Below are 22966 nucleotides of genomic sequence, written 5' to 3' on the forward strand. Positions count from 1 at the left end.
GAACTTTAATGCATTTGATATTAAATTAAATAAAACAATTTCCATCTTTTCCCTGTCCGCAAATACTTCCATGGTATCAGTTTCGCAAACAAAGTCAAACAATATATTTTTACTTTTAGCCTGATGGCTGAAACACAAAAAAACCTCTTTACATAGGTTTACAATATTTAATCTTACAATTTTAAGCTTATCTGATTCACTATCAGCTTTTCTGAATAATAGCAATTGATCAACCAGGCTTAGCAGCCTGCGTGCATTACGAAAAACAATGTTCAGATTACTTATTTCGTTCTCTCTTTCACCCGGATTAAATAGTAATTCTTTAACAGGGTTTATAATTAAAGTAAGCGGTGTTCTAAACTCATGAGAAATATTAGTAAAAAAAGACAGTTTACGCTCATTTAGTTCCTTTTCTTTTTCAGCAGACATCTGCACTATTTTTACCTCATAAGCCAACTTAGCCTGGTTATTGCGATAACGCAAATAATAGTAGATCAATGCAGCTATTGTCAGGAAATAACTTAAAAATGCCCACCACGTTTTATACCACGGCGGTAGTATTTTTATTTTTAAAGTAGCGTAATTCTCAAACCATATGCCATCCTGATTGGCTGATTTAACTTTAAATTTATAATCGCCAGCCGGAAGATAGCGGTAAGTGACCGATTTTTGATTTTTTACATAATTCCAATTTTTATCCAATCCAACCAGCTTATAAGCAAACTCACTTTTTTCGGCATAAACATAGTTTAAGGCAACATATTGTATGGAGAATACAGACTGATCTGATTTTAAAGTAATTTGGGTTGATTCATCAACAACCTGACTTAATATATTATCTTTTTGACCAACTTCAACCTCTTTGCCAAATAACTGAAGACCCGTGATTAAAACTTTTGGCTTAAACAGGTTTTGTTTAACTTCTGCAGGATAAAAAATATTATACCCTTCGGTGCCTCCAAAAACCATAAACTTTTCCTTACTGCAATACATCGATGAGCCCGGATTAAATTGCCCGGTTTGCAACCCATCTGAGTTATCATAATTAATGATCTTATTGGTATACGTATCAATGCGGGATAAACCCTTATTGGTACTTATCCAAATGTCACCTGCCTGGTCTCTTTGTATTGCATTGACAGTATTATCCGCCAATCCGTCTTTTTCTGTATATCGTTTAAATTTTTTGTGTCGTATATCATATATAACAAGTCCATCTCCTTCCGTACCGATATAAAGATTTTCGCTTTTATCTAAATATAAAGAGTATATAAAATGGCTGGGTAAAAACTTTTCGGCCTGTGCCCTATTAAAATAATTAATAAACTTGTTTTGGCTTTTTATATAATATTTGAGCCCGGCGGCATACGTGCCTATGATCAGATTGCCATATTTGTCTTCGGCAAGCGCACGAATATAGTCTGAAGAAATGCTGCTGTTCTGAGGGGTATAGTTAACAAACTTATGACTACCCGCGGGTAATAAACTTAGCCCACCTCCGTTTGTTCCGATCCATAAATTATTTTCTGAATCATCCAAAATCACCCTTACATCATTTAAACAGATGCTTGCCGGATCATTTTTTTTATGAATGAAATTAGTAAAGGAATCCGTCTTTTTATTGTACCTAAAAAGTCCATGCGAATAAGAACCAAACCATAACGTGTTTGAATGGTCTTTATATGCACAGAGTATAGCATTATCGGTTAATGAACCTTTTTGTCCGTTTGCCTTATAGTACTTTACAACTTCACCATTCAGCTTCTTTTTATGTATACCATCGCCATCAGTACCCAGCCACAGATAACCCTCAGCATCTATACACATGCCATAATATCTCAAAAAACTAATATTATAGGCATCGGTTAATTTATTTTGAAATTTTTTAAACTTTTCAGGAACGTTGCTTAGCATGTAAATGCCATCGCCATATGTTCCGGTCCAAATATTCTTATCATGGTCCTGAAACAGGGTTTGTATAGTCCTGGCCGTAACATTGTAGTTATCCTCAGATTTCACAGGATCAATAGTCACATTTTTATACAACGACTGTTCGGCTTTAACAAGATTTATATTATACAAACCTCCATCCTGCAGGCCAACAAGCAGGTTTTTATGGTCATCTTCCAGAAGTGAATAAAAATAGTTGCTTTTCAGCTTATAATCCGGACCAAAAAAAACATGAACACTATGCTCTTTCCTTCTATAAAGCACTAATCCTTTACTGGTAGCTATCCAGATGTCATGATTATGATCTTCATAAATGCAATTGATCCGGCCCTGGGGAATCAGATTAAGGGGGAATTCATTATTCAAATTTTTTACAACAATTCCATCTTTTGTACTGAAAACATTGAGTCCGCCATCCCGCGTACCCACCCATAAAAGTCCATAGGTATCTTCAATAACATTAACAACTGATAAATCACCTAACAAGCCAGGCAATTCTTTTTTTGTGTAGCTTTTAAACTGTTTGTTCTTTATGTTATAGGAAGAAAACCCCGAACCACCACAAGAGAACCATAACTGATCTTTATTATTCTCAGAAATACTGTTCACATTGTTTAAATATGCCGATTGGACCCCTGGTGGGTTAAACTTTGTAAAACGCTCGCTGTTCGTATCAAATCGATAGATCCCTCTTCTTGACGATATCCAAATATCGCCCTGTATATCCTTAAATATAGTTTGAACATAATTGCTCGGCAAGCTATACGGATTGTCGGGTTCAAATTTAAACACTTTGAAATTTGTGCCATCAAACCGGTTTAAACCATCGCCTGTAGCAAACCACATAAATCCTTTATTATCCTGAGTTATCCCATTTATTATACCAAATGAAAGACCATCCTTTAATGAATATTTTATTACTTTTTTAGTTAATAAACTTTGAGTAAAACCAAAGAAAAAGGCTGTTACTCCTACCAGGGTAAATAATAATCTTCTCATTAATATGAATAACTGGTTTACTTAAAGGTTTAAGTGCGCTACACAGAACCTGTCTATCCAAATGTAGTTTTATTTAAATAAATAAGTGTGCAGATGACAATAAAATTTCTTGCGCTACGTTTAAGCCGACTTTTACAAATGGCTCCAACTGAATTTATAAAGACAAGGAGGTTAGCAGGTTTTGCTGGTACAAATTGGAGATAAATAATAAATGCGCTCCGTGTTATACCACGGAGCGCATTCAATATTGCTTAGCTTGCTTGTCAAAAAATTATTTATCCGTTACAGGATCTGGTGGGGTTGATTTTGACGGATCATATATGGCAACGCCAACCCTGGAATCGGCACATCCATAATACAGGAACCATTTCTTTTTAAAATAGACCATCCCTTCTATAAAAACCGTCCCGTTTATGTATTGTCCGCTTTTTTCGAATGGTTCCATAGGCCTCAGGAAAGGCACATCTAAACGGCCCAACGGTTTTGAGGGATCTTTACGGTCAAACAAAGCCTGTCCGGCGCAATAGGAATTGGCGTTAAATCTTTTATCCCTGCCCTCATCTGCTTTGTTTTTGCCATTGTAAAATAAAATTATTCCTTTAGCGGTCATTAATGCCGGCGGACCGCATTCAGTAAGGTCGCTGTCAAAATAGCCTTTGCGTGGAGATATCAGTTCTTTTAGCTCACCATTCTTATTAACAACTGGTGCCCAATCAACAAGGTTTGATGATGTGGCAGCGTAAACATGGTGCTCGCCCCAATACAACCAGTACTTGCCATTTATTTTGATGATCACCTGTTTGCCGTTTACAACTTTTGTCAGGATGGAGGCCGACTTGCTGGCTATGTTAAAAAACTTGCCACGATAAGCAGTTTCAAAGATCGGTCCGTGTTTTTTCCAATGTATCAGGTCTTTTGATGTGGCAGCGCCAAGCCTGGGCACATCACGGTTCCATTCAGTATAGAACACCACATAGGTACCAGCGGGAGTAACGGCCACACGCGGGTCTTCACAGCCCCCTGGCCATTCATATTTTTTTGCAATGTCATTATCCGGGTAAAGCACGGGTGTTTTTCTCCTGATAAAATGGATGCCATCATTACTTTCGGCATATCCAAGTCGAGAGGTTCGAAAGCCGATACCTGTTCCGTAAAGATCCTCGGCCCGGTATAAAACAACTATTTTACCATTTTTGAGCGCTGCCGCCGGGTTAAACGTATCATTTGCTTCCCAGGCAACCTGCTTTTTACTTACAGGATCAGTAAACCTTGAACTGGTATCCGGCGAAATGATGGGGTTTACATTGGCCGGGCGCACGAATCCTCCAAACGCCCAGTGTGGCAGTGTATGGTTGCTGGTTTGTGCAAAGCATACCTGAGTTAGCAATACCAGTGCTAAGATCCTTGCAGATTTAAAAAAGTTTATCATGAACAGCTTATTAAACTTGGGCATATAGTTCTTCAATTTTTTCAAGGGGAACCCCTTTTGTTTCAAATACATAACGGCTTACAAATAGTATCATGCTGATGTTAATGATGCCATAAACACCAAAAGTAGCCACCGGCCCCAATTGCGAAAGCATTACAGGAAAGGTAAGCGAAACAATGGAATTAGCTACCCAGTTACCAAACACCGCAATGGATGTTGCTGTACCACGTATTTTATTCGGGAATATTTCGGCAACGTATACCCAAAGTACTACCCCCCATGTACAGGCAAAGCCACCTATGTAAATGAATATGGTTAGCAGCACAAAATAGTTTTGCAGCATGTTGAAATAAAATAAGGCGGCCAATACAAACATACACAGCCCCATGATCAATGATCCGGCAAGTAGTAGCTTTTTACGCCCCAGCCTATCTATCAGTGGGAAAGCCAGCAGGGTAAATATCAGGTTAACCACGCCTGTTAATATGGTTTGAAACAAAACACTGCCGCCTACATGTATTTTTTCAAATATCAGCGGTGCATAGTAAAACACAATATTGATCCCGGTAAGCTGCGCTATGGAGGCAAATACCAGCCCTATGATAACAACTTTTCTGAAGCGTGGGGTAAATACATCTTTTAAGGCAGGGGTGCTTTCTGATGCGATATCGTCGGTTACCATTTTAACCTGCTCCTGGCTTTCACTCTCTGAATAAATATTACCGAATACTTTTTTTGCATCAGCTATTTTATGTTTAGATACCAGCCATCTTGGGCTTTCAGGTACCAACAGTAGCAGGACAAAAAATATAACAGAAGGTATTACCGCGGCTGCAAGCATATAGCGCCAGTAATTCTCATTATTTAAAAACTCGTACGAAGCATTTACAATAAGATAGTTGGATATAAAAGACAATAATATACCGCTTACAATAGCCAACTGCTGCAACATGCCCAGCCGCCCCCTAAAACTTGGAGGGGCCACCTCAGATATATAAATGGGTGCCAGCGTTGATGCCATACCGATAGCTATCCCTCCAATAAAACGGTAAGCAACCAATTCAGTAAAGCTGCCGGCAATACCGCTCCCTACAGCCGCAATAACGTACAGCAAAGAAGTTACGATCATTAGCTTTTTACGGCCGAATTTATCGGCCAAACCACCAGCAAACAAGGCGCCGGGGATACAGCCAATTGATGCGGCAGCCACTATGAGCCCTATTTCGGCGTCGCTAAGTTGAAAAAAGGGTTTCAAATAATGCAGTGCTCCGGCTATTACAGCCGTATCAAAACCAAACAATAACCCGCCCAAAGCGGCCACTATGGATATCAGTATAGTATAACTCTTCATGAAACAATTAGATTTATAGGTTTAATAAAATGAAGATAGGTAAAATAGCCCTGCCTATCTTCATTCATTGTTATTATAACGTACTTTCAATCGTATAGATCGACAGGACTTCGGCATCGGTTAATGCCCGGTTATAAAAACGGAGATCATCCATTGAACCATTAAAAAACGAACCACCGTAATAGGCATAATCACTTGATTGGTCTGTAGTGATCAGGCTTTTAGGGAGTTGCTGGCCAATGGTCAGATTCACAGGGGTTGGARGCGTTATAGGGACACCCGTTACAGCGGCCGATTTAACCATAGCCCCGTTGATATAAAACTTCATGGTTCCGTTGGTGTACGAAACGCTTACCTGTGTCCATGTTTCTAAAGGTACAATGCCGGGGTTATCATCTACATCATGATACCCATTATCGGCATGAATGGTCAGGAACAGGAAATTATTGCTTTGCAGTTGAAATTTAAACCCGTTCCACCTATTGAGTGACATGATATAATTATCCGAATAGGTATTATGCCTTTTGATCCACAAACTTATGGTGAACTCCTTAGGGTTTAATGACATATCATAAGGCACTTCAATATAAGCACCGTTGTTAAAATCATAAGCCATATTAGCCCGGCCAAAACGGTCGGCAATTAATTTTGGCAAAGTATTACCGTCTACAGGTGCATTACCCGGACCAATAATGCCCGACTTTAACATCCCATTGTGCTTATTGGCTGTAGCATCATCCGCACTACCATCAAACTTCCATTGTGCTACGAGGTTAGCCGCCGACACTTCCTGTATCAGCTTGGTTTTAAATGAAGCTACAACGCGGTTAAGATTGGCTTGCGCGTTATTGACCTGTTGCTGGGTAAACGTGTTCCCGGTCTTTATACCTGCAGCCAGATCTATCGCTGTTTTTAGATCTGCTTTCGCTCCTACCGCATACTGGCCGGGTTTATTCCCCTCCGCAGTTGACGAATACAGTACCGTTGCCGAGTCAATTGCCAAAGTAAGCTTTGCTTTATCGGCATTATAATTGGGTTTATCCTCCTTTTTACTGCAGGACTGAAGTATGGTGATCAGCGCTAATACTATAACGGCTGATGTAATTTTTTTTAGATTTCTCATTTTATCACATTTAAGTTTAACCGTTACTTACCTAATTTTAAATTGGTTTGTCTTTCGCTAAGTGGTATCGGGAAAAACTGATTGCTGCTATAATTAAAGTTAGGCTGATCTTTAAGTGCATCGCTGGCATAAGCTGCCCCATAACGGATCACATCAAAGAAACGGTGAAATTCCAGGGCCAGTTCTGAACGCCTTTCCTTACGTATAATATCACGCAATTGAGCCTGATCAGTAACAGTCACATCAGGTAGCAAACCAGCAGGCACTACGCCACCTGCATAATCGGGCAGGGTTTTGTCGTACACGTAACTTTCCCTGGCTCTTTTACGAACCCGGTTAAGCGGTACCAAAGCACCTGCGCCATCGCCCTTTTCGTTTAAAGCTTCTGCTTCAATCAATAAAACCTCGGCAAACCTGATGGCCTGGTAATTTAAATTACCATCGCCTTTGGTAGCTGTTGGTACCTCAGTTAAGGGTTGGATGTGTTTTTTGCTTAAAAACCCTGTAGTGGTCCATGTGGGGTCAAAGCTGGTATCAAACCATGGGTGCCCTGCCCTGCCTACCGTATAATCCAGTCTCGGATCAACAACGCCGCCGGTTGATTTTTCAAAATTATCAACCAAACTTTGTGTAGGATAAAAGAAACCATACCCATTTTGCGACCGTGGAGCAAACCATTGGTTTAGCGTATTCCCCTGAAAAGGCACCAAACCACTGGCATGTTGAACTGAAAACACCGACTCAGCATTGTTTTTTGTTGCAGCCCTGAAATTATCGGCAAAAACGGGTAATAAACTATAAACCCCTAATGCGTCAACCGCCTTGGCTGTTGAGGCCGCCAGGTCCCATTTCTTTTCAAAAAGATAGGTTTTGGCTAACAAGGCCATTGCTGCCCCTTTGGTTGCACGGCCAAGATCGGCGGCGGGCCAGCTTGCAGGTAAGGCTGCAGCAGCAGCCTGACAATCTTTTTCTATCTGCGCGTAGATCTGTGCCTGGGGCAATGCCGGGCTTTGCAGCTCTTCGGGTGTTTCCACTTTCAGGTGCATAGGAATATCGCCATAGGCAACCGTTAAATTAAAATAGTAATAAGCCCTTAAAAATTGGGCCTGACCTACTACTGATTTCTTTACAGCATCAGACACAGCTTTATTAGCATCCGATAACCCGTCTATAACCACATTACATTTAAAAATACCATCGTAATACCTTTTCCAAACACCTTCAACGGCTGAGTTTGATGGGATGATATTGAATTCATCAATACTTTGAAAATCGGCCTGATCGCCCGGGTTACCGCCTTTTATAGCATCATCAGATGCTACATCGCCTAATACCCAAATGGCATTGCTGGATGCATCAGTAAAAGTGAGTGGATTATATGCGGCATTTACGGCAAGTGTTGCATTTGCATCCGAAGTGAAAAAATCACCAGATTGATATTGCCCCAGTACCGGTTGCTCCAGGATCTTTTTACATCCTGTGATCATAATAAACAGGATGGCGATTGTATATATAATAATATTTTTTGCTTTCATCTCTTAATAAATTTAGATTAGAAATTAGCGTTAACACCAAAAGTGATCGTACGTGCCGAAGGGTAAGTTCCCCAATCAATACCCACCGCCCGGTCACCATCACCAGCATTATTGCTATTGCTATACATTTCGGGATCAAGACCGGTGTATTTGGTAAAGGTTAACAGGTTTTGCGCGCTGGCAAAGATCCTTACCGATGAAATATGAAGGCTACTTAGCGCATTTTTACCTAATTTATACCCTACCTGGATATTTTTAAGCCTTAAATACGAACCACTTTCCAGGAAACGGGTTGAGGGCATTTTGTTGTTTTGCGCCCCGTTCCATGACAATCGCGGAAACTCATTGGTTGAACCTGGTCCTGTCCAGCTCTGTGTGGCTATCCTTTCGGTAATATTAAATGGACGATAAAAGCCTTCAATATCGGTAAGTACCTGATTATAGATCTTATTACCATATACTCCCTGGAAAAACAGGCTCAAATCGAAGTTTTTATACTGGATATTACCGGTAAAGCCATAAGTGAACTTAGGTATAGGGCTGCCAACAAAGGTGCGGTCCTTTTCATCAATAACACCATCATTGTTAACATCCTTATACATCACATCGCCCGATTTTATGCCAGGCCCCTGGTATGCATGGGTAAACACCTGCTGCGGGTTCTGGAAAATACCTTCCTTTTGCAACAGGTAAAATGAACCTATTGAATGCCCTTCTTCGGTAAGTGTTGCATAATAATTATTATCAATACGGCCACCAACAATTGGAACCCCACCCGCAAGCGAAGTAACTTTATTAACCACTGTAGCAAAGTTGCCGCTTATGTTATAGCTCCAATCCTTATTGATGGAATTGCGATAGCTTAGTTCGAGCTCAAGGCCGCTATTGCGCACTTTACCAGCATTTACCGCAGGGTTGCCGCCATTACCGGCGCTGCTTGGTTCAGGCAGTTTCAGCAATACATTCGAGGTTTTTTTAACATAATAATCGGCGGTTAACGTCAGCGCGTTCTGGAAAAAACCGAGGTCTAACCCTACATCTGCCTGCGTGCTTGATTCCCATTTGATATTGGGATTGCCTTTGGAGGTTATGCTGTAACCCTGGTTAGAGGCGCCTCCAAAAGGATAGTAAAAACCACCAGTGATCAGCGATGTATATGGATAATTACCAATGGATGAGTTACCTAACTGACCTAAACTTGCCCTTAATTTAAACAGGGATATAGGCGTAATACTCTTCATAAATTCTTCCTGATCAATACGCCAGCCTAATGAACCCGAGTAAAAGCTTTCGTAACGCGAACCGGGAGACAATTGTGATGAACCATCCCTCCTGTAATTTACACTGGCCAGGTACTTATTATCGTACTGATAACCGATACGCCCAAACAGGGAGAATAAGCCTATATCAGACCGGTTGCCTCCATTTTGCTGTATACCAATACCGCTATCAAGATATTGGAAATTTGATGACTGATCAATATACTGGGTGCGCGAGGCCGATAAGGCTTGCACATCTGTTTTAATTAATTCTGTACCGGCTAAAAAATTCAGCACATGCTTATCCAATGTCAAATCATAGGTAGCTGTGTTTGTCCAGTTATAGTTAAGTTCATTACTGTGCGATTGCGCAAGCGAATTAGGTGAGTTAAAAAACCTGTCGATACCGTAGGTTTCAAAAAACTGCTTATAATCGGTCATGATCATATTAATACCGATATCTGATTTTAGCCTCAGATTTTTTATAGGTGTTAATTCTGCGAAGGCATCACCTAAAATGGTATAAGCATAAAAATTACGGTTTGTGGCATCGGCCAGCGCTACCGGATTTAAACCATCCCCTAAAACATCATAATGAGCGGGAAGATCAACAAACTGACCAGCCGCGTTGCGAACCGGTGTTGCAGGCGTACGGAACAGGGCGTAACGGACAACACTTGGTCCGGGATTGCCGGTACCATATCCATCGCCCGAAGTACCTACCTGCCTGGTTTTTGAATAGCCCAGGTTAACATTGGTCCCTATTTTAAGGTATTTGGATAAGGTGCTACTTACAGAGGTGCGTAAATTAAACCGGTTAAAAGATGAGTTTTCGATCATCCCTTCCTGGTTAAAATAATTGGCCGAAACAATGTATTGTGAGTTTTCATTTCCGCCGCTTATGGATAATTGGCCATTGGTAACCGGTGCCGACTTTAATACCTGTTTTAACCAGTTCACATCAGAGAATGTCCTGGCAAGGCTATCTGAAATAAGCGCGCGGCCATCATTTTTTGCCGCGGTATTGTAGGCTGATACATATTGGGAGGTATTGGCCATTTTGATCAGGTTCTGTGGTTCCTGCACACCGGTATAAGCACTTATTGATAGCTTTGCCTTGCCCGAACTGCCTTTTTTGGTGGTAACTATCACCACACCATTTGATGCCCTTGCACCATATATAGCTGCGGATGAAGCATCCTTAAGGATATTAATACTTTCGATATCATTTGGTGAGATCTCATTTATGCCATCTTTTGTGGGCACGCCATCAATAATATAAAGCGGACTATTATCATTTATGGTTCCAATACCACGTATACGTACTGATATGGCATCGCCGGGAGCCCCGGTATTCTGACTTACAGCCACACCTGCCGATTTACCCTGCATGATCTGATCAACCCCTCCTACCGGAATGGCATTGATATCCTTTGCGCTGATCACGGATACAGCGCCCGTAAGGTCTTTCTTACGCTGCGTACCGTAACCAATAACAATTACCTCGTTAAGGCTGCCGGCCGCTTCTTTAAGGGTAATGGTTAGTTCGGTTTTCCCTGCAACAGGTACTTCCTGTGTTTGAAAACCTATATAGGATATCAGCAGGACAGCATTTTCTGGTACTGTAACCGTAAAAGCTCCGTTTACATCGGTAACAGCCAGGTTTTTACCGTTTTTTACACCAACCGTTGCACCTATGAGTGCCGCGCCCGTTGCATCCACCACTTTACCGGTAACCTTGATATCGGCTATCTGCGGAGCGCTTACTTGCGTGATCACTACCAGTTTTTCTGATAATATCCGGTAAGCCAAACCGGTGTTTTTTAAAGTAAAGTCAAGTATTTGCGGAACCGTAAGGTCCTTAACATTGATGTTGACTGATTGATTTGGTATGGCCTTGTTGATATATAAAAAAGTATAACTACTTTTTTTCTCCAGGAGTTCAAAAAAATTCTCCAGCTTAACGTTTTTAACATTCAGGTCAATTTTTTCCTGTGACCGCACCTTTGCAGAAACATGGATAAGCGTAATTAAAAGCAGAGCAAATGTTAATTTCACGCACAAAAGAATTTTCTTGACATAGGGACGCTTAATGAAAGAACTAAAAGTTTTTTTCATACTTTTGATTTGTTGAGGTTAATAAATTAAAGTTTCCTGAGATCCTTCCAGATAATAGGTTATTGGCATTGGCCCCAACAGAGGAAGTGTTCCCGCACTTCCTTATTTGTTTGGGGTTAATAAAGTTCAGAGTAAGTATGATTATTTCATGCGATGTTTCCTTTCTTCTCTTATAAGTTTTTTGGTTAATAGCTGGTTTACCATATATGAATTTGTTTATCGGTTAACGTATAGTGAAATGGTTGGGTAAGCTGCAAAGCATGCATCACCTCAATAATGTTTTGATCTTTAAATACCCCTGTAAACCGTATAGTTGAGTACTTGTCATTATCAAAAATAATTTGGACGTTATACCAGYGTTCCAGGCGAATGGCCAGATCAGTAAACCGTTCCTGTTTAAATATGATCTTATTATTTAACCAGGCTGTTTCTTCAACCGCTGCATCGGGCACTACCTGCGCGTCAACAATTTTACCTGATGTTACCACAACAGAATCCCTTATCACGGCTTTGTGCAATATGTCTGCTTTCTTCTCCAGATCCTTACGGGTGTTTATGGTAATTTTTTCATTAGGATATAATATAATGTTGGCTCCGGGTTTACTTTCGTTCATTACTTCTACTTTGCCCCTTATAAGCGTTGTTTCAATAAAATCATCGCTTTTGTAGGCCCTAACATTAAATGCAGTTCCTAATACAACTACGCTGAGCTTGCCCGCGTGTACAATGAAAGGGTGCTTTGTATCATGCTTAACATCAAAATAAGCTTCTCCACTTAAAAAAACCTCTCTTTTACCGCTTTCATTTAAATTATCAGCAAACTTTATAGATGATGCCGCATTTAGCCATACGGATGAACCATCGGGCAAAATGGTATGAACGCGTTTACCATTGGGGGTAACCACTACCTGTTGTTCCACAACCTTATTAAATTGTTTTAAGTAATACTTTGCCCACAAACCCGCCATTAGCATTATAACAGCCGAGGCCGCCAGCATCCATCTTTTGCGATGGCCGCGTTGCAAAGGGTCAAGGCGGTTATGGTTAAATATAACTTTTTCGGCAAAGCCATTTTCATTGATCATGGACTGATCAAACTTATCAAGCCCCCTTTCCATAGCACGGCGCTCCTCTATTGATGAAGCGCCCGGGGTAATGGTTTTTAATTTTACGACAAGTTCATAGTCTGCCCGTAACCCGGGCTCGGCCTGGAAAATTGATTCCAACTCCTCCAATTCCTCAGCAGAGATCTCTCCTGAAATGGATCTGGAAATAAGCAGCCAGGCCCTTTCTTCTAATGTCATATAAGTTAAGGACACAAGAAAATGTGAAAACCCCCAAAAGAAAATTTAATATTTTTACAAAAAAGGCTTTTTATGCTTTAACCAACATAAATCATTAAAAAAACAATACCTTTATTTACCAATTACTAACCGATTGCACCTTCCATGCAAGTCATTCTGAACAAGAATTTTGAGCGAACCGGATTAAAGGATGAACAGGTGTTTAAAGACCTGTACAGGCAATATTTTATAAAACTTTACAGGTTTGCCACGTCACTGGTACATAACAAAGAAGCTGCTGAAGAAATAGTACACGATGTTTTGATTAACCTCTGGAAAAAAAGAAGCTCTTTTACGGCAATAGAAAACCTGGATACCTATCTTTATGTATCTGTAAAAAATCTATCTCTAAATTATTTACGGAATGAACGCAAACACGATCATATTACGATTGAAACGATATATAACGAAAACAGATATATAACTATTGATCCTGAAAGCGTAATGATTAGCCAGGAGGGGGTTAATGCTTTAAACTCCTTTATTAATAATTTACCTGCAAAATGCAAACTCGTTTTCTGTATGATCAAAGAAGATGGATTAAAATATAAAGAAGTGGCCGCCTTATTAAATGTATCTGTAAAAACTGTAGAAAATCAATTAGCTATAGGGCTTAAAAAAATTGCAGAATCTATTAAAAATGCATCTTCGGTATAGAACCCTTCTCATTCCAACACTTCCTGAATCTCATTAATTGCTTTATATCAATGTATTGAAAATAAAAATATTCATTGCATTACACTTCTGTTTTGTATCTGAATTATTATAACCTATTTTTAGAAAAATTTATTTGCAGGAATACTAAAATGAAATTATGTAGACTGCATTAAAACGAAATAACTATTCGTGGGTTTACTTTACTTAATATCGGATCAAAGTTTATAATGGTTAAATTATTTGTTGGGGGATTCCCGCTGGACATGACAGAACTGGACCTGGTCAGATTGATTGGTCCACATGGAGATGTAAGCACGATCAAGATCGTGCGTGATAAGAAAACGAGGATCTGTAAAGGCTATGCTTTCCTGGAAATGAAGGACAGGGCTGGTGCCGAAAACGCGGTGATTGCTTTAGATGGCACCCCTATGGGCGACCGGGTTTTAAGTGTAAATATCAATGAAGAAAAGCCCGCTTCACAGGCCCCTCCTAAAAAGACTTTCAATTATACCAACATTAAAAAACCATCAGGAGAAGTAAGGGCAAAACGCCCCCGAAGGACAATAGAATAAGAGGCAGTTATTAAATAATGCGACTTCTTTTTATGTTGATGGTCCTGCCTTTTCTAATTAAGTCTCTACCTTTATCGTATATAAATAATACTTTATGAAAGCATTTCTTGGGATGGGCCTGTTGGGCTCCAATTTTGTAAGGGCCATGATCCAAAAAGGTGAGCAGGTGCAAGTCTGGAACCGTACCGCAACCAAAGCACGGGCATTGGAAACCTATGGTGCCAAAGCATTTGACGATGTGACTGAAGCTGTAAAAGGTGCAACTACTATACATGTTACCCTCAAGGATGACGATACCGTGGATGAAGTTCTGGCTATGGCCGGTAAGGGATTTGAACCAGGTGCCATTATCATTGATCATACTACTACCTCAGCTAAAGGAGCAGCCGAAAGAACCGCTGCATGGAAAGCGAAAGGATATACCTACCTTCATGCACCTGTATTTATGGGCCCGCAAAACGCACTGGAAAGCACGGGCAATATGCTGGTATCGGGCGACCAGGATGTAATTAGCCGGGTAGAACCTGAATTATCAAAAATAACAGGAAAGGTCTTAAATTTAGGTCCGGAAGAAGGTAAAGCTGCAGGCATGAAACTTATCGGTAACCTTTTCCTGCTAACGCTTACCGCCGGCCTTACAGATACTCTCTCACTGGCTAAAGCCCTAAATATCCCGTCAGGAGATGTCTCTGCATTATTCGAATCCTGGAACCCTGGCGCAACAATGCCTGCGCGGTTTAAAAAGATCACCGAGGGAAATTTTAAACAGGCCTCCTGGGAGCTAAATATGGCCAGGAAGGATGCCGGGCTAATGATGGACGCGGCAAAGCATGGCGAAACTACCTTGTCCCTGATACCTGTCATCGCGGCTGTAATGGATGATTGGATAGCTAAGGGTCATGGCAACGATGACTGGAGCGTGATAGCGCAAGATGCCATTTCTTAAAATTTATAAAAACATCATAGTTTTTTTTCCACAATGCAAGTTCAAATCTGCATGTTTAAGTAATTTCGGCCTCCTGTTTAGTCAGGATACTGCTTTATTATTTTATGTCTTCAGATCATTTTATTTCCCCGGTCCAGGCAGACCTTGTCAGGATCGTTTCTAAGTATGTACTCTTAGAAGAAAGCCGCAGGAACTTAAAGGGCAGATGCCCCTTCCATCCTGACCAGGCGACTTCATTAATGGTATCCCCCGAAAAAAATATTTTCCAGTGCTTTGGCTGCGGAAAAGGTGGCGGTCCGATAGATTTTGTTATGGCCATTGAGGGCAAAACGCGCGAAGAAGCCATCCAACTGATCACACAGCACAAGGTTACGTTGAAGTAGTGCCGGTAATCTTTATCATAGCCCCTATTCCAAAATACTAATAGGCTTTCACCGCCTCCCATTTTTGAGGATCGGCTGATTGCCCCGCCAGGTTATTTATGGTTAGTGCTGATACATTATGGCTTTCTACCCCATGTGCAAAGTATCCCGGRCGATTTGCTCCCCAGTTAACAGAACAATTCCGGATATTAATTCCCGTTGCCTGATCCAGATAGAAAGCTGAGGTGCGCCCTTTAACCAAACCCTCAACATTGCCTGGCCTGCGGTCATAAATCCCGCCAGGCTGTGCAGTAGTTTTATTGATGTTGACATCAACCTGGTCAAAATATATATTGGAGATCTTATCAGCGGTTTCGGCACTTACATAAATGCCATTTTCACTGTTACATTTAATATTGCTAAAAAAGATGTTGGTTACCGCACCTACCCTGCCTTGTTTTTCGCCTTTGGGTAAACGCCACCCTGCATCTTTATTGTTTGCTGTTGCCCTGCGATAGGCTGTAATATAAATAGGCTCAGCCTTACCCCACCACACATCAGAAAACAGGTGGGCATCAACAATGATGTTAGAGAACACTACATCACTTACCGTACCTTCATCCCTGTTTTGGATGCCCAAACCACGGTTGCTATTTTTAATAATACAGTTGTTAATAACAACATGACTGATCCGGTCCATATTCTCCGACCCGATCTTAATAGCACAGGAACTTGATGTCATGGTACAATTACTCACTGTGATATTTTCACAGGCTCCAAACTCCTGGTATTCCCTGCGGTTTTTTAAACAAATGCAATCATCGCCCGATTCTATGTAGCAATTGGCTATCCGCACGTTTTTACTATGATCAATGTCAATACCATCGCTGTTTCGCACTTTTATGCTGTTCAATAAGGTAATATCTGTAATAGCCACATCATTACACCCGGCCAGGTGTACAGTCCAGTAGGCCGAGTTACGGATAGTAAGATCACGGATACGTACATTTTTACAGCCAACCAACGTAAGCAGATGCGGCCTTGGGTCAACTATATTGAATGGTTTCAGCTCGTATGAATCATCCAGTTCCTTACCCATAAAAGCAATCCCATTACCGTCAATAATACCACCGCCACTAATGGTAACCTGCTCCAGGTTTTCGCCGCCTATCCAAATTGTCCCTTCGCCTTTGTTTTCCCTGAACGCGCTTTCGGTATATAGTTTTTCATCGCCCGATGCCAGTATCCGGGCGCCTGTTTCCACATAAAGTTCAACAAATGACTTTAGCTTAAACGGGCCGCTTACAAAAGTTCCGCCTGCTGGCACATACACACGCCCACCGCCGGCTGCCGAACAGGCGTCAATAGCACGTTGTATCGCTTTCGCATTATTGCTTTTACCATCGCCAACTGCCCCATACTGTTTTATATTATAAATCCCAGCAGTACTTTGAACGTTCTTTTTAGCCTGTTGCCCACGGGCTATAAATGATAACAGGACAATTGAAGTGGATATGAATAATGTTTTTAATCGCATTTTTATATGAATATTTAATTGATAGATGGAGATAAACCCTTAGGCTGATCTGCTATTTTTGTTCCCCAGGTTTTATTCGGTTTATTTTTCAAATAGAACTCCAGTTTACCACCGTTCATGATGGCATTGTAACGAATATAATTTATAGTATATACTTTGCCATTCCATTTTACAGAACTGATATAAATGGCATCTTTTGATTCTTTGTGGGTAATGATCTTTAATGACTGCCCACCTGGAAGTTTAATTGCCACACGATCAAAAATAGGCGAACACAAGAGATATACATCAGAAACCGGGTCAACCGGGTAAAACCCCATCGATGCAAAAATATACCATGCCGACATTTGCCCGGCATCGTCATTACCGCTTAAACCGCCGGGGCCATCCGTGTATTCTCCTGCCAATATAAGCCTTACTTCCTGCTGGGTTTTCCAGGGAGCCCTGGTATAATTGTACATAAAAGGGATCTGGTGGCCCGGTTCGTTGCCGTGCCAGTATTCATCATCCTTAAACAGGGTATCTAATTTTGCCTCTAACTTTGCCCGCCCGCCCATTAAACGGCTCAGACCCGGAACATCCTGGGGCACATAAAAAGTATATTGCCTGGGAGTTCCCTCTGTTATATAAGGCTCGCGGTTATCGGGTTTAAATGGTTTAATCCAGTCACCATTCTGATACCGGCCCCTTACCAGCCCGGCACCGGCATCAAATACATTTTGGTAATTCAAGGCACGCTTTGCCAGCAATTGATGATCGGTATTTTTCCTTAAAGCTTTTGCAATGGTGGCCAGCGCGTAATCATCATAAGCATACTCCAAAGTACGGCTAACCTGTTCTTTTTTATGGAAAGCATCTTGTACGCTATCCTCCATAGGGATATAACCGTATTTTAAATAGGAAGCAAGCGCGCGCCTTCCCTTACCATTTAAATAATCCGGCCGGGGCGCTATATCAAAAGCATTCTGACGCATCAGCCGGTACCCCTCGGTTATATTATAATCCCGGATCTTTTTATTGTAAGCAGAGGCTATAAAAGCGGTTGCATGATCGCCTACCATGGCCGCTGTATAACTGTTCCAGCAAGGAAATATRGGCATCCACTGCCCCTGCTGTCCTTTTAAGATCATTGACCTTACCAGATCATTGATCAGGTTGGGTTTTATAATTTCATATAAAGGCAATTGCGCCCGGTAAATATCCCACATGGAAAAATCATCATAATAATTTCCCTTGCTTAGGTGTTCTGTTTGGTAGTTACCTGCAAACCGCGGATATGTTCCATCTACATTGTTAAACAAGCGCGGGTGCTGCATGGCGTGATAGTAGGCCGTATAAAAAATATACTTATCATGCTCGTTATCAGTTGTTACACTAAGCCGACTTAATTCATTTTGCCATACCTGCTTGTTTTGTTTAACCAAAGCGTCAAAATCCCAGTCTTTAATTTCGGCCTGCAGGTTTTTCCTGGCATCTGCCACACTGGTAAAAGAGGTACCGATCCTGACCCGTAATTTTTCGCCTTTTTTTAATTTAAACCCTATAAAAGCGCCTATATTTTTGAGGTTTGCTATGCTCTTGGCTGTAAATATTTGTTCATCACTAAATGTTCCGCTGCTGCCTATTCCGCGCTCTACTTTCATCACAAAATAACCGCTAAAACCGGCGGGATTGCCCCAGCCCTGGTAAATGCGGTAAGCTGGATTATAACCATATACCTCACTATGCACAGCATCAACGCTTATTGATCCTTTATCTTTATCGCTGTTTGGCATTACCAGCAGGTACAGGCTATCTGCCTTATCCATGGTAAACTGCATCATACCGCACCGTAGGGTAGCGGTTATCTCGGTACTTAACTGGTAACCTTTTAAATCAACACGGTAATATGCGGGCGACGTAGTTTCATTTTGATGCGAGAATGGAACGGCATAAGCCTGTGTTGTTGTTTTTAACTTACCGCTAATGGGCATAATGGTAAAACTACCATAATCCTGTGTGCATGAGCCACTAAGCCAGTGCGTGGCCCTGAAACCGTTAAGCAGACTATCCTTGTAGCTATAGGGCGGCAGGCATTTGTTTTCTGAAGTATGGGTTTGTGGTGTCCATTGGGTCATGCCAAAGGGAAGCCCAACTGCCGGAATAGTATTAGCATAGCTTTCGGTTCCGCTCCCATGCTTTAATGCTGATGATGTGGTGCTGGCTGCTGTACCAGATAATGGCTGTACATATTTAACCAGATCGGCAGATTGGGCAAAGCCGATGGTAATTAACAAACCGTTTAGGCCAACTATAAGGAATAGCTTTCTGAGCATTATTTAAAACTTTTTTTCTTTTTGATCACCAGGTATTTGCACTCCTTTACCAAGGGGGCTATCACATTTTTGAACACCATTACCGGGTACGTTTTTATGGTTGGTATTTTAATATCGGTTAAACTTAAGTTATTTACATCATCAAAAATACAAGCCGAGCGAAAATCCTCCTTCTGATATTTCAGGATCATATTATTAATAGTGTAAGCAAGCATAATAATCTCATGGAATAAGGTTTCAACTAATCAGACTTTTAAAAACAATTTATTTCGATATAAAAAATACAAAAACACCAATTGTATCAGTGTTACAGCAGTGGCTGCAAAAACGGCCTGCCACGCTAAAGGGGCCAAATGTACAAGCCCGCCAAATATATAATTGGCGGTATACCCAAAATTGACCAACCCCTCTGAGCAGATATAGATCACTATAGAATTTGTACCGATGAGAATAAATGGGAATGCCCATTTTTTAAAACCCGCGACATCAATGATCAGGTAAAAAACGGATAAAAAGATCAGACTCCATCCGCCAACATACAATACGAACGAGCTTGACCATAAGCGTTTATTGATAGGAAAGTCCAGTCCCCATAATTTACCCGCAGCAATTAATATAAGACCTGCCATAAACAATGCGCCCCCTTTTTTGAGCATTGTCCATTTTGCTGAATCGAGCTTTAAAAAGCTACCTGTAAAAACACCAAGCAACGCGGTACCAATAGCTGGTATGGTAGATAACACACCTTCGGGATCATGTATTTTATCATGCAAGCGACCGGGCAATAACAACCTGTCCACATATGATTCAAAAGATCCGGCCATGGTTAATACGCCCGGCCCATACCCAGGAACAGGGATAAACATCATAGCAGCCCAGTAACCTGCCAGCAACCCAATAAACCAGATAATTTGKCCGCGCAGGTTAAAATTAAGATAGATGAGTCCTGCAAAAAACCAGGCCAACCCAATGCGACCTAAAACGCTGGCAAAACGGGTGTTCTCATATCCGTTAAATTTTAACAGGCCATTTACGATCATCCCTAACAAAAGCAATATAAGCGTACGCCTGATCATTGATTTGTAAATGGGCCATTTGGCATCGCCAGGTAACTGCATTGCTGAATCTACGCCTGCTTTACTCATTTTATTACCCATGGAATATGGCATGGAAACACCCGCTATAAATAAAAACAGCGGAAAGATCATGTCATAAAAAGTAAATCCATCCCATACGGTGTGGTGCAATTGTCCTGAAAGCCATATAAACACAGACCAGCCCGTAGCTTTTGCCAATGCATGGGCAATTTGCTCGCCGCTCATTATCCAGAACATATCAAAGCCCCTTAAGGCATCGAGCGAAACCAGACGCTTTACTTTTGGGCCCGGCGTAGTCATATACTTAATAATTTTAGTGATTCCATATTAATACGCGGCTCCTATTTGTTTACGATATTTTTGATAGATCCTTTCGGATTCGGTAACCGGGTTGCCGGTTGCCTGAGCCGGAAAATCCTTACGGCCGTTTACCCATTGCCATTCCCAATGCTTTATCGATTGCTCAAAAGCAGGCAGATCAGCTTCCTTATTAGATTGCAGCGAAGTGGTTAATAACCCAAAGAATTTTTGCCATCGTACCTTATAAAAATCATTCAGCAAACCACTCCATTGCCTGTTGGCATACTCATGAAGCGGACTTTCGGCATCGCCCCAAAGGGTAATCAGATCGCGGGCGTTGCGTTCATACAATGCTTTCTCCGCGGCAGTGGTTCCCCAGCTTCTGGCATCTGCAATCCACGGTCCTAATAAAAAATCTTTACGGCTTGCAAGTAGTTTGTCCAYATCACTGATCAGTTGTAAGTACTGCTCACTATATAACTTAAACTCTTCTGCATTTTTCTCACGGTACGCCTTAACCCATTGCTTTTGCAGCGGAAGCGCATAATTTGCAAGCACCTGTCGGGTTACATCCACCAGGTCATAATTAAAACCATCACTATTGCGGCAGGCAGGAATAGCTTTTATTAAACCATCCCATGCGGGTAAAAGATCTTTAGGATTGTAATTAAGCTTTGTTCTTGTCCATACCGTAGTCGAATCAAAAGTTGGTCTTCCGGTGATGATGCTTTCGGCGCCGTCACGTATGGCCATGCCGTTATAAACCGTTTTCTTTAATACCTGCCAGGCATCAATGGCATTTTTGCTATGGGTGCCATAGCGATTACGCAGGTATTTGCTTAACCATGCATCCAGCGGAATAACCGAATCCTGCCACGTATTTTGCAACATTAACTCATACAATACGGGGTTTTGCTCAATGGCTTCCATGGTTAACCCAATCCCTTTAAGTTCGCCTTTGTTAGCGGCATGCAAAGCCTTCGCCGGGCCATCGGCCACGCCCTCCATTCGCCCGAAAAGGTTTACATTTCCGCCAAAATTATTCAGCATATTCCAAATCCACGGTTTCCCGTAAAAGGCATCTGTGCGTTTCCATACCGGCTCAATCTCAGTAGCCAGATCAAGGATGATCATGTGCTCATTGGGTACAGCATCAAGCAGGGCTTTTACCTGTGGCGCGTTCCAGAATTTACGGTCACTGTAAAAAAGCCAGCCCTGCATTACCCAAATAGCTTTGGGATCGGCCTTACTCATGGCCTGATAAACCCGGTTACTTAATGCCGCAAGATAGGCCGTATCATTGGTCGGCGGCTCGTTTTCATTAAAGGTATCTGCCGAGTACAAATGGTCGGTACCATAAAGCGCGGTTTGCGCCTTAATAAATTTATTGCCGATCTCAGCAAACAGGGGGTCATCCGTATCCAGAATATAGGTATCGGCAAAGCCATTATTCCAGTTTGTTTTTTTCAGTTTAGATGCCGGAAAATGCTTTTGAAAAGATGCAGGAACATGCCCGGTAAAGGATTGTAAAACCGGTTTCATACCCAGTTCACGCTCGCGGCGCACTATTTTTTGCTGCAGATCACGATGGCTTTGCATCCAGCTTAACGGAAGCGGGCCTCCCCAGCCATCCAGGTTACCCATCCAAAACCATGAAAAATATGCAGGGCCGCTAAAAAAATCCTTTAGGTCATTATCTGTAAAACCCATGCCCTTGTAAACTTCATACCAGGTATACTCCTGCCCGGTTAGGGCCAGCGGCATATTGATACCGTGCATAGCCATCCAGTCTATCTCCTTTTGCCATCTTTTCCAATCCCACCAGCTCATGCTGTAGTTAAACGTACAGTAATTAAGATAATAACGATATTGATAAGGCGTATTTTTATGGATTTTTGAGGCCAGTACCGGCAATTTTACAGGGAGATTAAGGTTTGTACCATTCCATGTTACCTGGCAATGGGCATATTCGGTGAGGTAGTAATACAATGCCGAGGCAATGGCAACACCATTATTACCGCTTAATATGATCTTATTGTTTTTGCTTTCTATTTCAAATACATCATTACCAGC

At 41.5% G+C, this 22966-nt stretch carries 16 protein-coding genes; 4 read left to right on the top strand and 12 right to left on the bottom strand.

Annotated features, from left to right (window positions below; translation table 11 throughout):
* The 7 genes from AC1DRQ_RS22010 to AC1DRQ_RS22040 all read right to left on the bottom strand — a co-directional run.
* The coding region (locus tag AC1DRQ_RS22010) for a ligand-binding sensor domain-containing protein (protein ID WP_477426854.1) at positions 1-2949 on the bottom strand (2949 nt) is incomplete at its 3' end.
* 271 nt (positions 2950-3220) lie between these two features.
* Positions 3221-4402, bottom strand: coding sequence for a glycoside hydrolase family 130 protein (locus AC1DRQ_RS22015; RefSeq protein WP_477426855.1), 1182 nt, complete (start codon positions 4400-4402; stop codon positions 3221-3223).
* A complete protein-coding gene (locus AC1DRQ_RS22020; RefSeq protein WP_477426857.1) occupies positions 4389-5729 on the bottom strand; it encodes a sugar porter family MFS transporter in 1341 nt (446 codons plus the stop codon). The genes AC1DRQ_RS22015 and AC1DRQ_RS22020 overlap by 14 nt, the downstream gene beginning before the upstream one ends.
* 73 nt (positions 5730-5802) lie before the next feature.
* Positions 5803-6852, bottom strand: coding sequence for a LamG domain-containing protein (locus tag AC1DRQ_RS22025; RefSeq protein ID WP_477426859.1), 1050 nt, complete (start codon positions 6850-6852; stop codon positions 5803-5805).
* A gap of 23 nt (positions 6853-6875) precedes the next feature.
* The gene (locus tag AC1DRQ_RS22030) at positions 6876-8387 is read right to left on the bottom strand and encodes a RagB/SusD family nutrient uptake outer membrane protein (protein WP_477426861.1); all 1512 of its coding nucleotides are present in this window, start codon (positions 8385-8387) and stop codon (positions 6876-6878) included.
* A gap of 17 nt (positions 8388-8404) precedes the next feature.
* Positions 8405-11704 (bottom strand): SusC/RagA family TonB-linked outer membrane protein, encoded by a 3300-nt coding sequence (locus AC1DRQ_RS22035; protein WP_477426863.1) that lies wholly within the window; start codon positions 11702-11704, stop codon positions 8405-8407.
* Positions 11705-11961: 257 nt separating this feature from the next.
* Entirely contained in the window at positions 11962-13068 is a 1107-nt protein-coding gene (locus tag AC1DRQ_RS22040) for a FecR family protein (RefSeq protein ID WP_477426865.1), read from the bottom strand.
* 144 nt (positions 13069-13212) lie between these two features.
* Between AC1DRQ_RS22040 and AC1DRQ_RS22045 the strand changes: the two genes are divergently transcribed.
* The 4 genes from AC1DRQ_RS22045 to AC1DRQ_RS22060 all read left to right on the top strand — a co-directional run bounded on the left by AC1DRQ_RS22045 (position 13213) and on the right by AC1DRQ_RS22060 (position 15665).
* Positions 13213-13764, top strand: coding sequence for an RNA polymerase sigma-70 factor (locus AC1DRQ_RS22045; RefSeq protein WP_477426868.1), 552 nt, complete (start codon positions 13213-13215; stop codon positions 13762-13764).
* 227 nt (positions 13765-13991) lie between these two features.
* The gene (locus AC1DRQ_RS22050) at positions 13992-14336 is read left to right on the top strand and encodes an RNA recognition motif domain-containing protein (RefSeq protein WP_477426870.1); all 345 of its coding nucleotides are present in this window, start codon (positions 13992-13994) and stop codon (positions 14334-14336) included.
* Positions 14337-14430: 94 nt separating this feature from the next.
* A complete protein-coding gene (locus AC1DRQ_RS22055) occupies positions 14431-15282 on the top strand; it encodes an NAD(P)-dependent oxidoreductase (protein ID WP_477426872.1) in 852 nt (283 codons plus the stop codon).
* A gap of 104 nt (positions 15283-15386) precedes the next feature.
* Positions 15387-15665, top strand: a complete 279-nt coding sequence (locus AC1DRQ_RS22060) for a CHC2 zinc finger domain-containing protein (RefSeq protein ID WP_429397181.1) — start codon at positions 15387-15389, stop codon at positions 15663-15665.
* Positions 15666-15702: 37 nt separating this feature from the next.
* On the opposite strand, the gene AC1DRQ_RS22065 is transcribed toward AC1DRQ_RS22060, so the two are convergent.
* The 5 genes from AC1DRQ_RS22065 to AC1DRQ_RS22085 all read right to left on the bottom strand — a co-directional run.
* Positions 15703-17181 carry a glycoside hydrolase family 28 protein gene (locus AC1DRQ_RS22065; RefSeq protein WP_477426875.1) on the bottom strand — a complete coding sequence of 493 codons (1479 nt, stop codon included), beginning with the start codon at positions 17179-17181 and terminating at the stop codon, positions 15703-15705.
* Positions 17182-17195: 14 nt separating this feature from the next.
* On the bottom strand, positions 17196-19496 hold the full coding sequence (locus AC1DRQ_RS22070; RefSeq protein ID WP_477426876.1) for a GH92 family glycosyl hydrolase: 2301 nt from the start codon (positions 19494-19496) through the stop codon (positions 17196-17198).
* Entirely contained in the window at positions 19496-19687 is a 192-nt protein-coding gene (locus tag AC1DRQ_RS22075) for a hypothetical protein (RefSeq protein WP_477426877.1), read from the bottom strand. The genes AC1DRQ_RS22070 and AC1DRQ_RS22075 overlap by 1 nt, the downstream gene beginning before the upstream one ends.
* A 54-nt stretch (positions 19688-19741) precedes the next feature.
* Entirely contained in the window at positions 19742-20893 is a 1152-nt protein-coding gene (locus tag AC1DRQ_RS22080) for an acyltransferase family protein (protein ID WP_477426879.1), read from the bottom strand.
* A 27-nt stretch (positions 20894-20920) separates the two neighbouring features.
* Positions 20921-22966: alpha-N-acetylglucosaminidase (locus AC1DRQ_RS22085; RefSeq protein ID WP_477426881.1), on the bottom strand; the 2046-nt coding region annotated here is incomplete at its 5' end.

This window comes from Mucilaginibacter sp. P4_E8, assembly GCF_056401495.1.

What these genes read in the sequence shown, in the direction of transcription:
- AC1DRQ_RS22015 (WP_477426855.1), bottom strand. Translation starts at nt 4,402, where the DNA reads ATGCCCAAGTTTAATAAGCTGTTCATGATAAACTTTTTTAAATCTGCA.
- AC1DRQ_RS22020 (WP_477426857.1), bottom strand. Translation starts at nt 5,729, where the DNA reads ATGAAGAGTTATACTATACTGATATCCATAGTGGCCGCTTTGGGCGGG.
- AC1DRQ_RS22030 (WP_477426861.1), bottom strand. Translation starts at nt 8,387, where the DNA reads ATGAAAGCAAAAAATATTATTATATATACAATCGCCATCCTGTTTATT.
- AC1DRQ_RS22045 (WP_477426868.1), top strand. Translation starts at nt 13,213, where the DNA reads ATGCAAGTCATTCTGAACAAGAATTTTGAGCGAACCGGATTAAAGGAT.
- AC1DRQ_RS22050 (WP_477426870.1), top strand. Translation starts at nt 13,992, where the DNA reads ATGGTTAAATTATTTGTTGGGGGATTCCCGCTGGACATGACAGAACTG.
- AC1DRQ_RS22055 (WP_477426872.1), top strand. Translation starts at nt 14,431, where the DNA reads ATGAAAGCATTTCTTGGGATGGGCCTGTTGGGCTCCAATTTTGTAAGG.
- AC1DRQ_RS22060 (WP_429397181.1), top strand. Translation starts at nt 15,387, where the DNA reads ATGTCTTCAGATCATTTTATTTCCCCGGTCCAGGCAGACCTTGTCAGG.
- AC1DRQ_RS22075 (WP_477426877.1), bottom strand. Translation starts at nt 19,687, where the DNA reads ATGATCCTGAAATATCAGAAGGAGGATTTTCGCTCGGCTTGTATTTTT.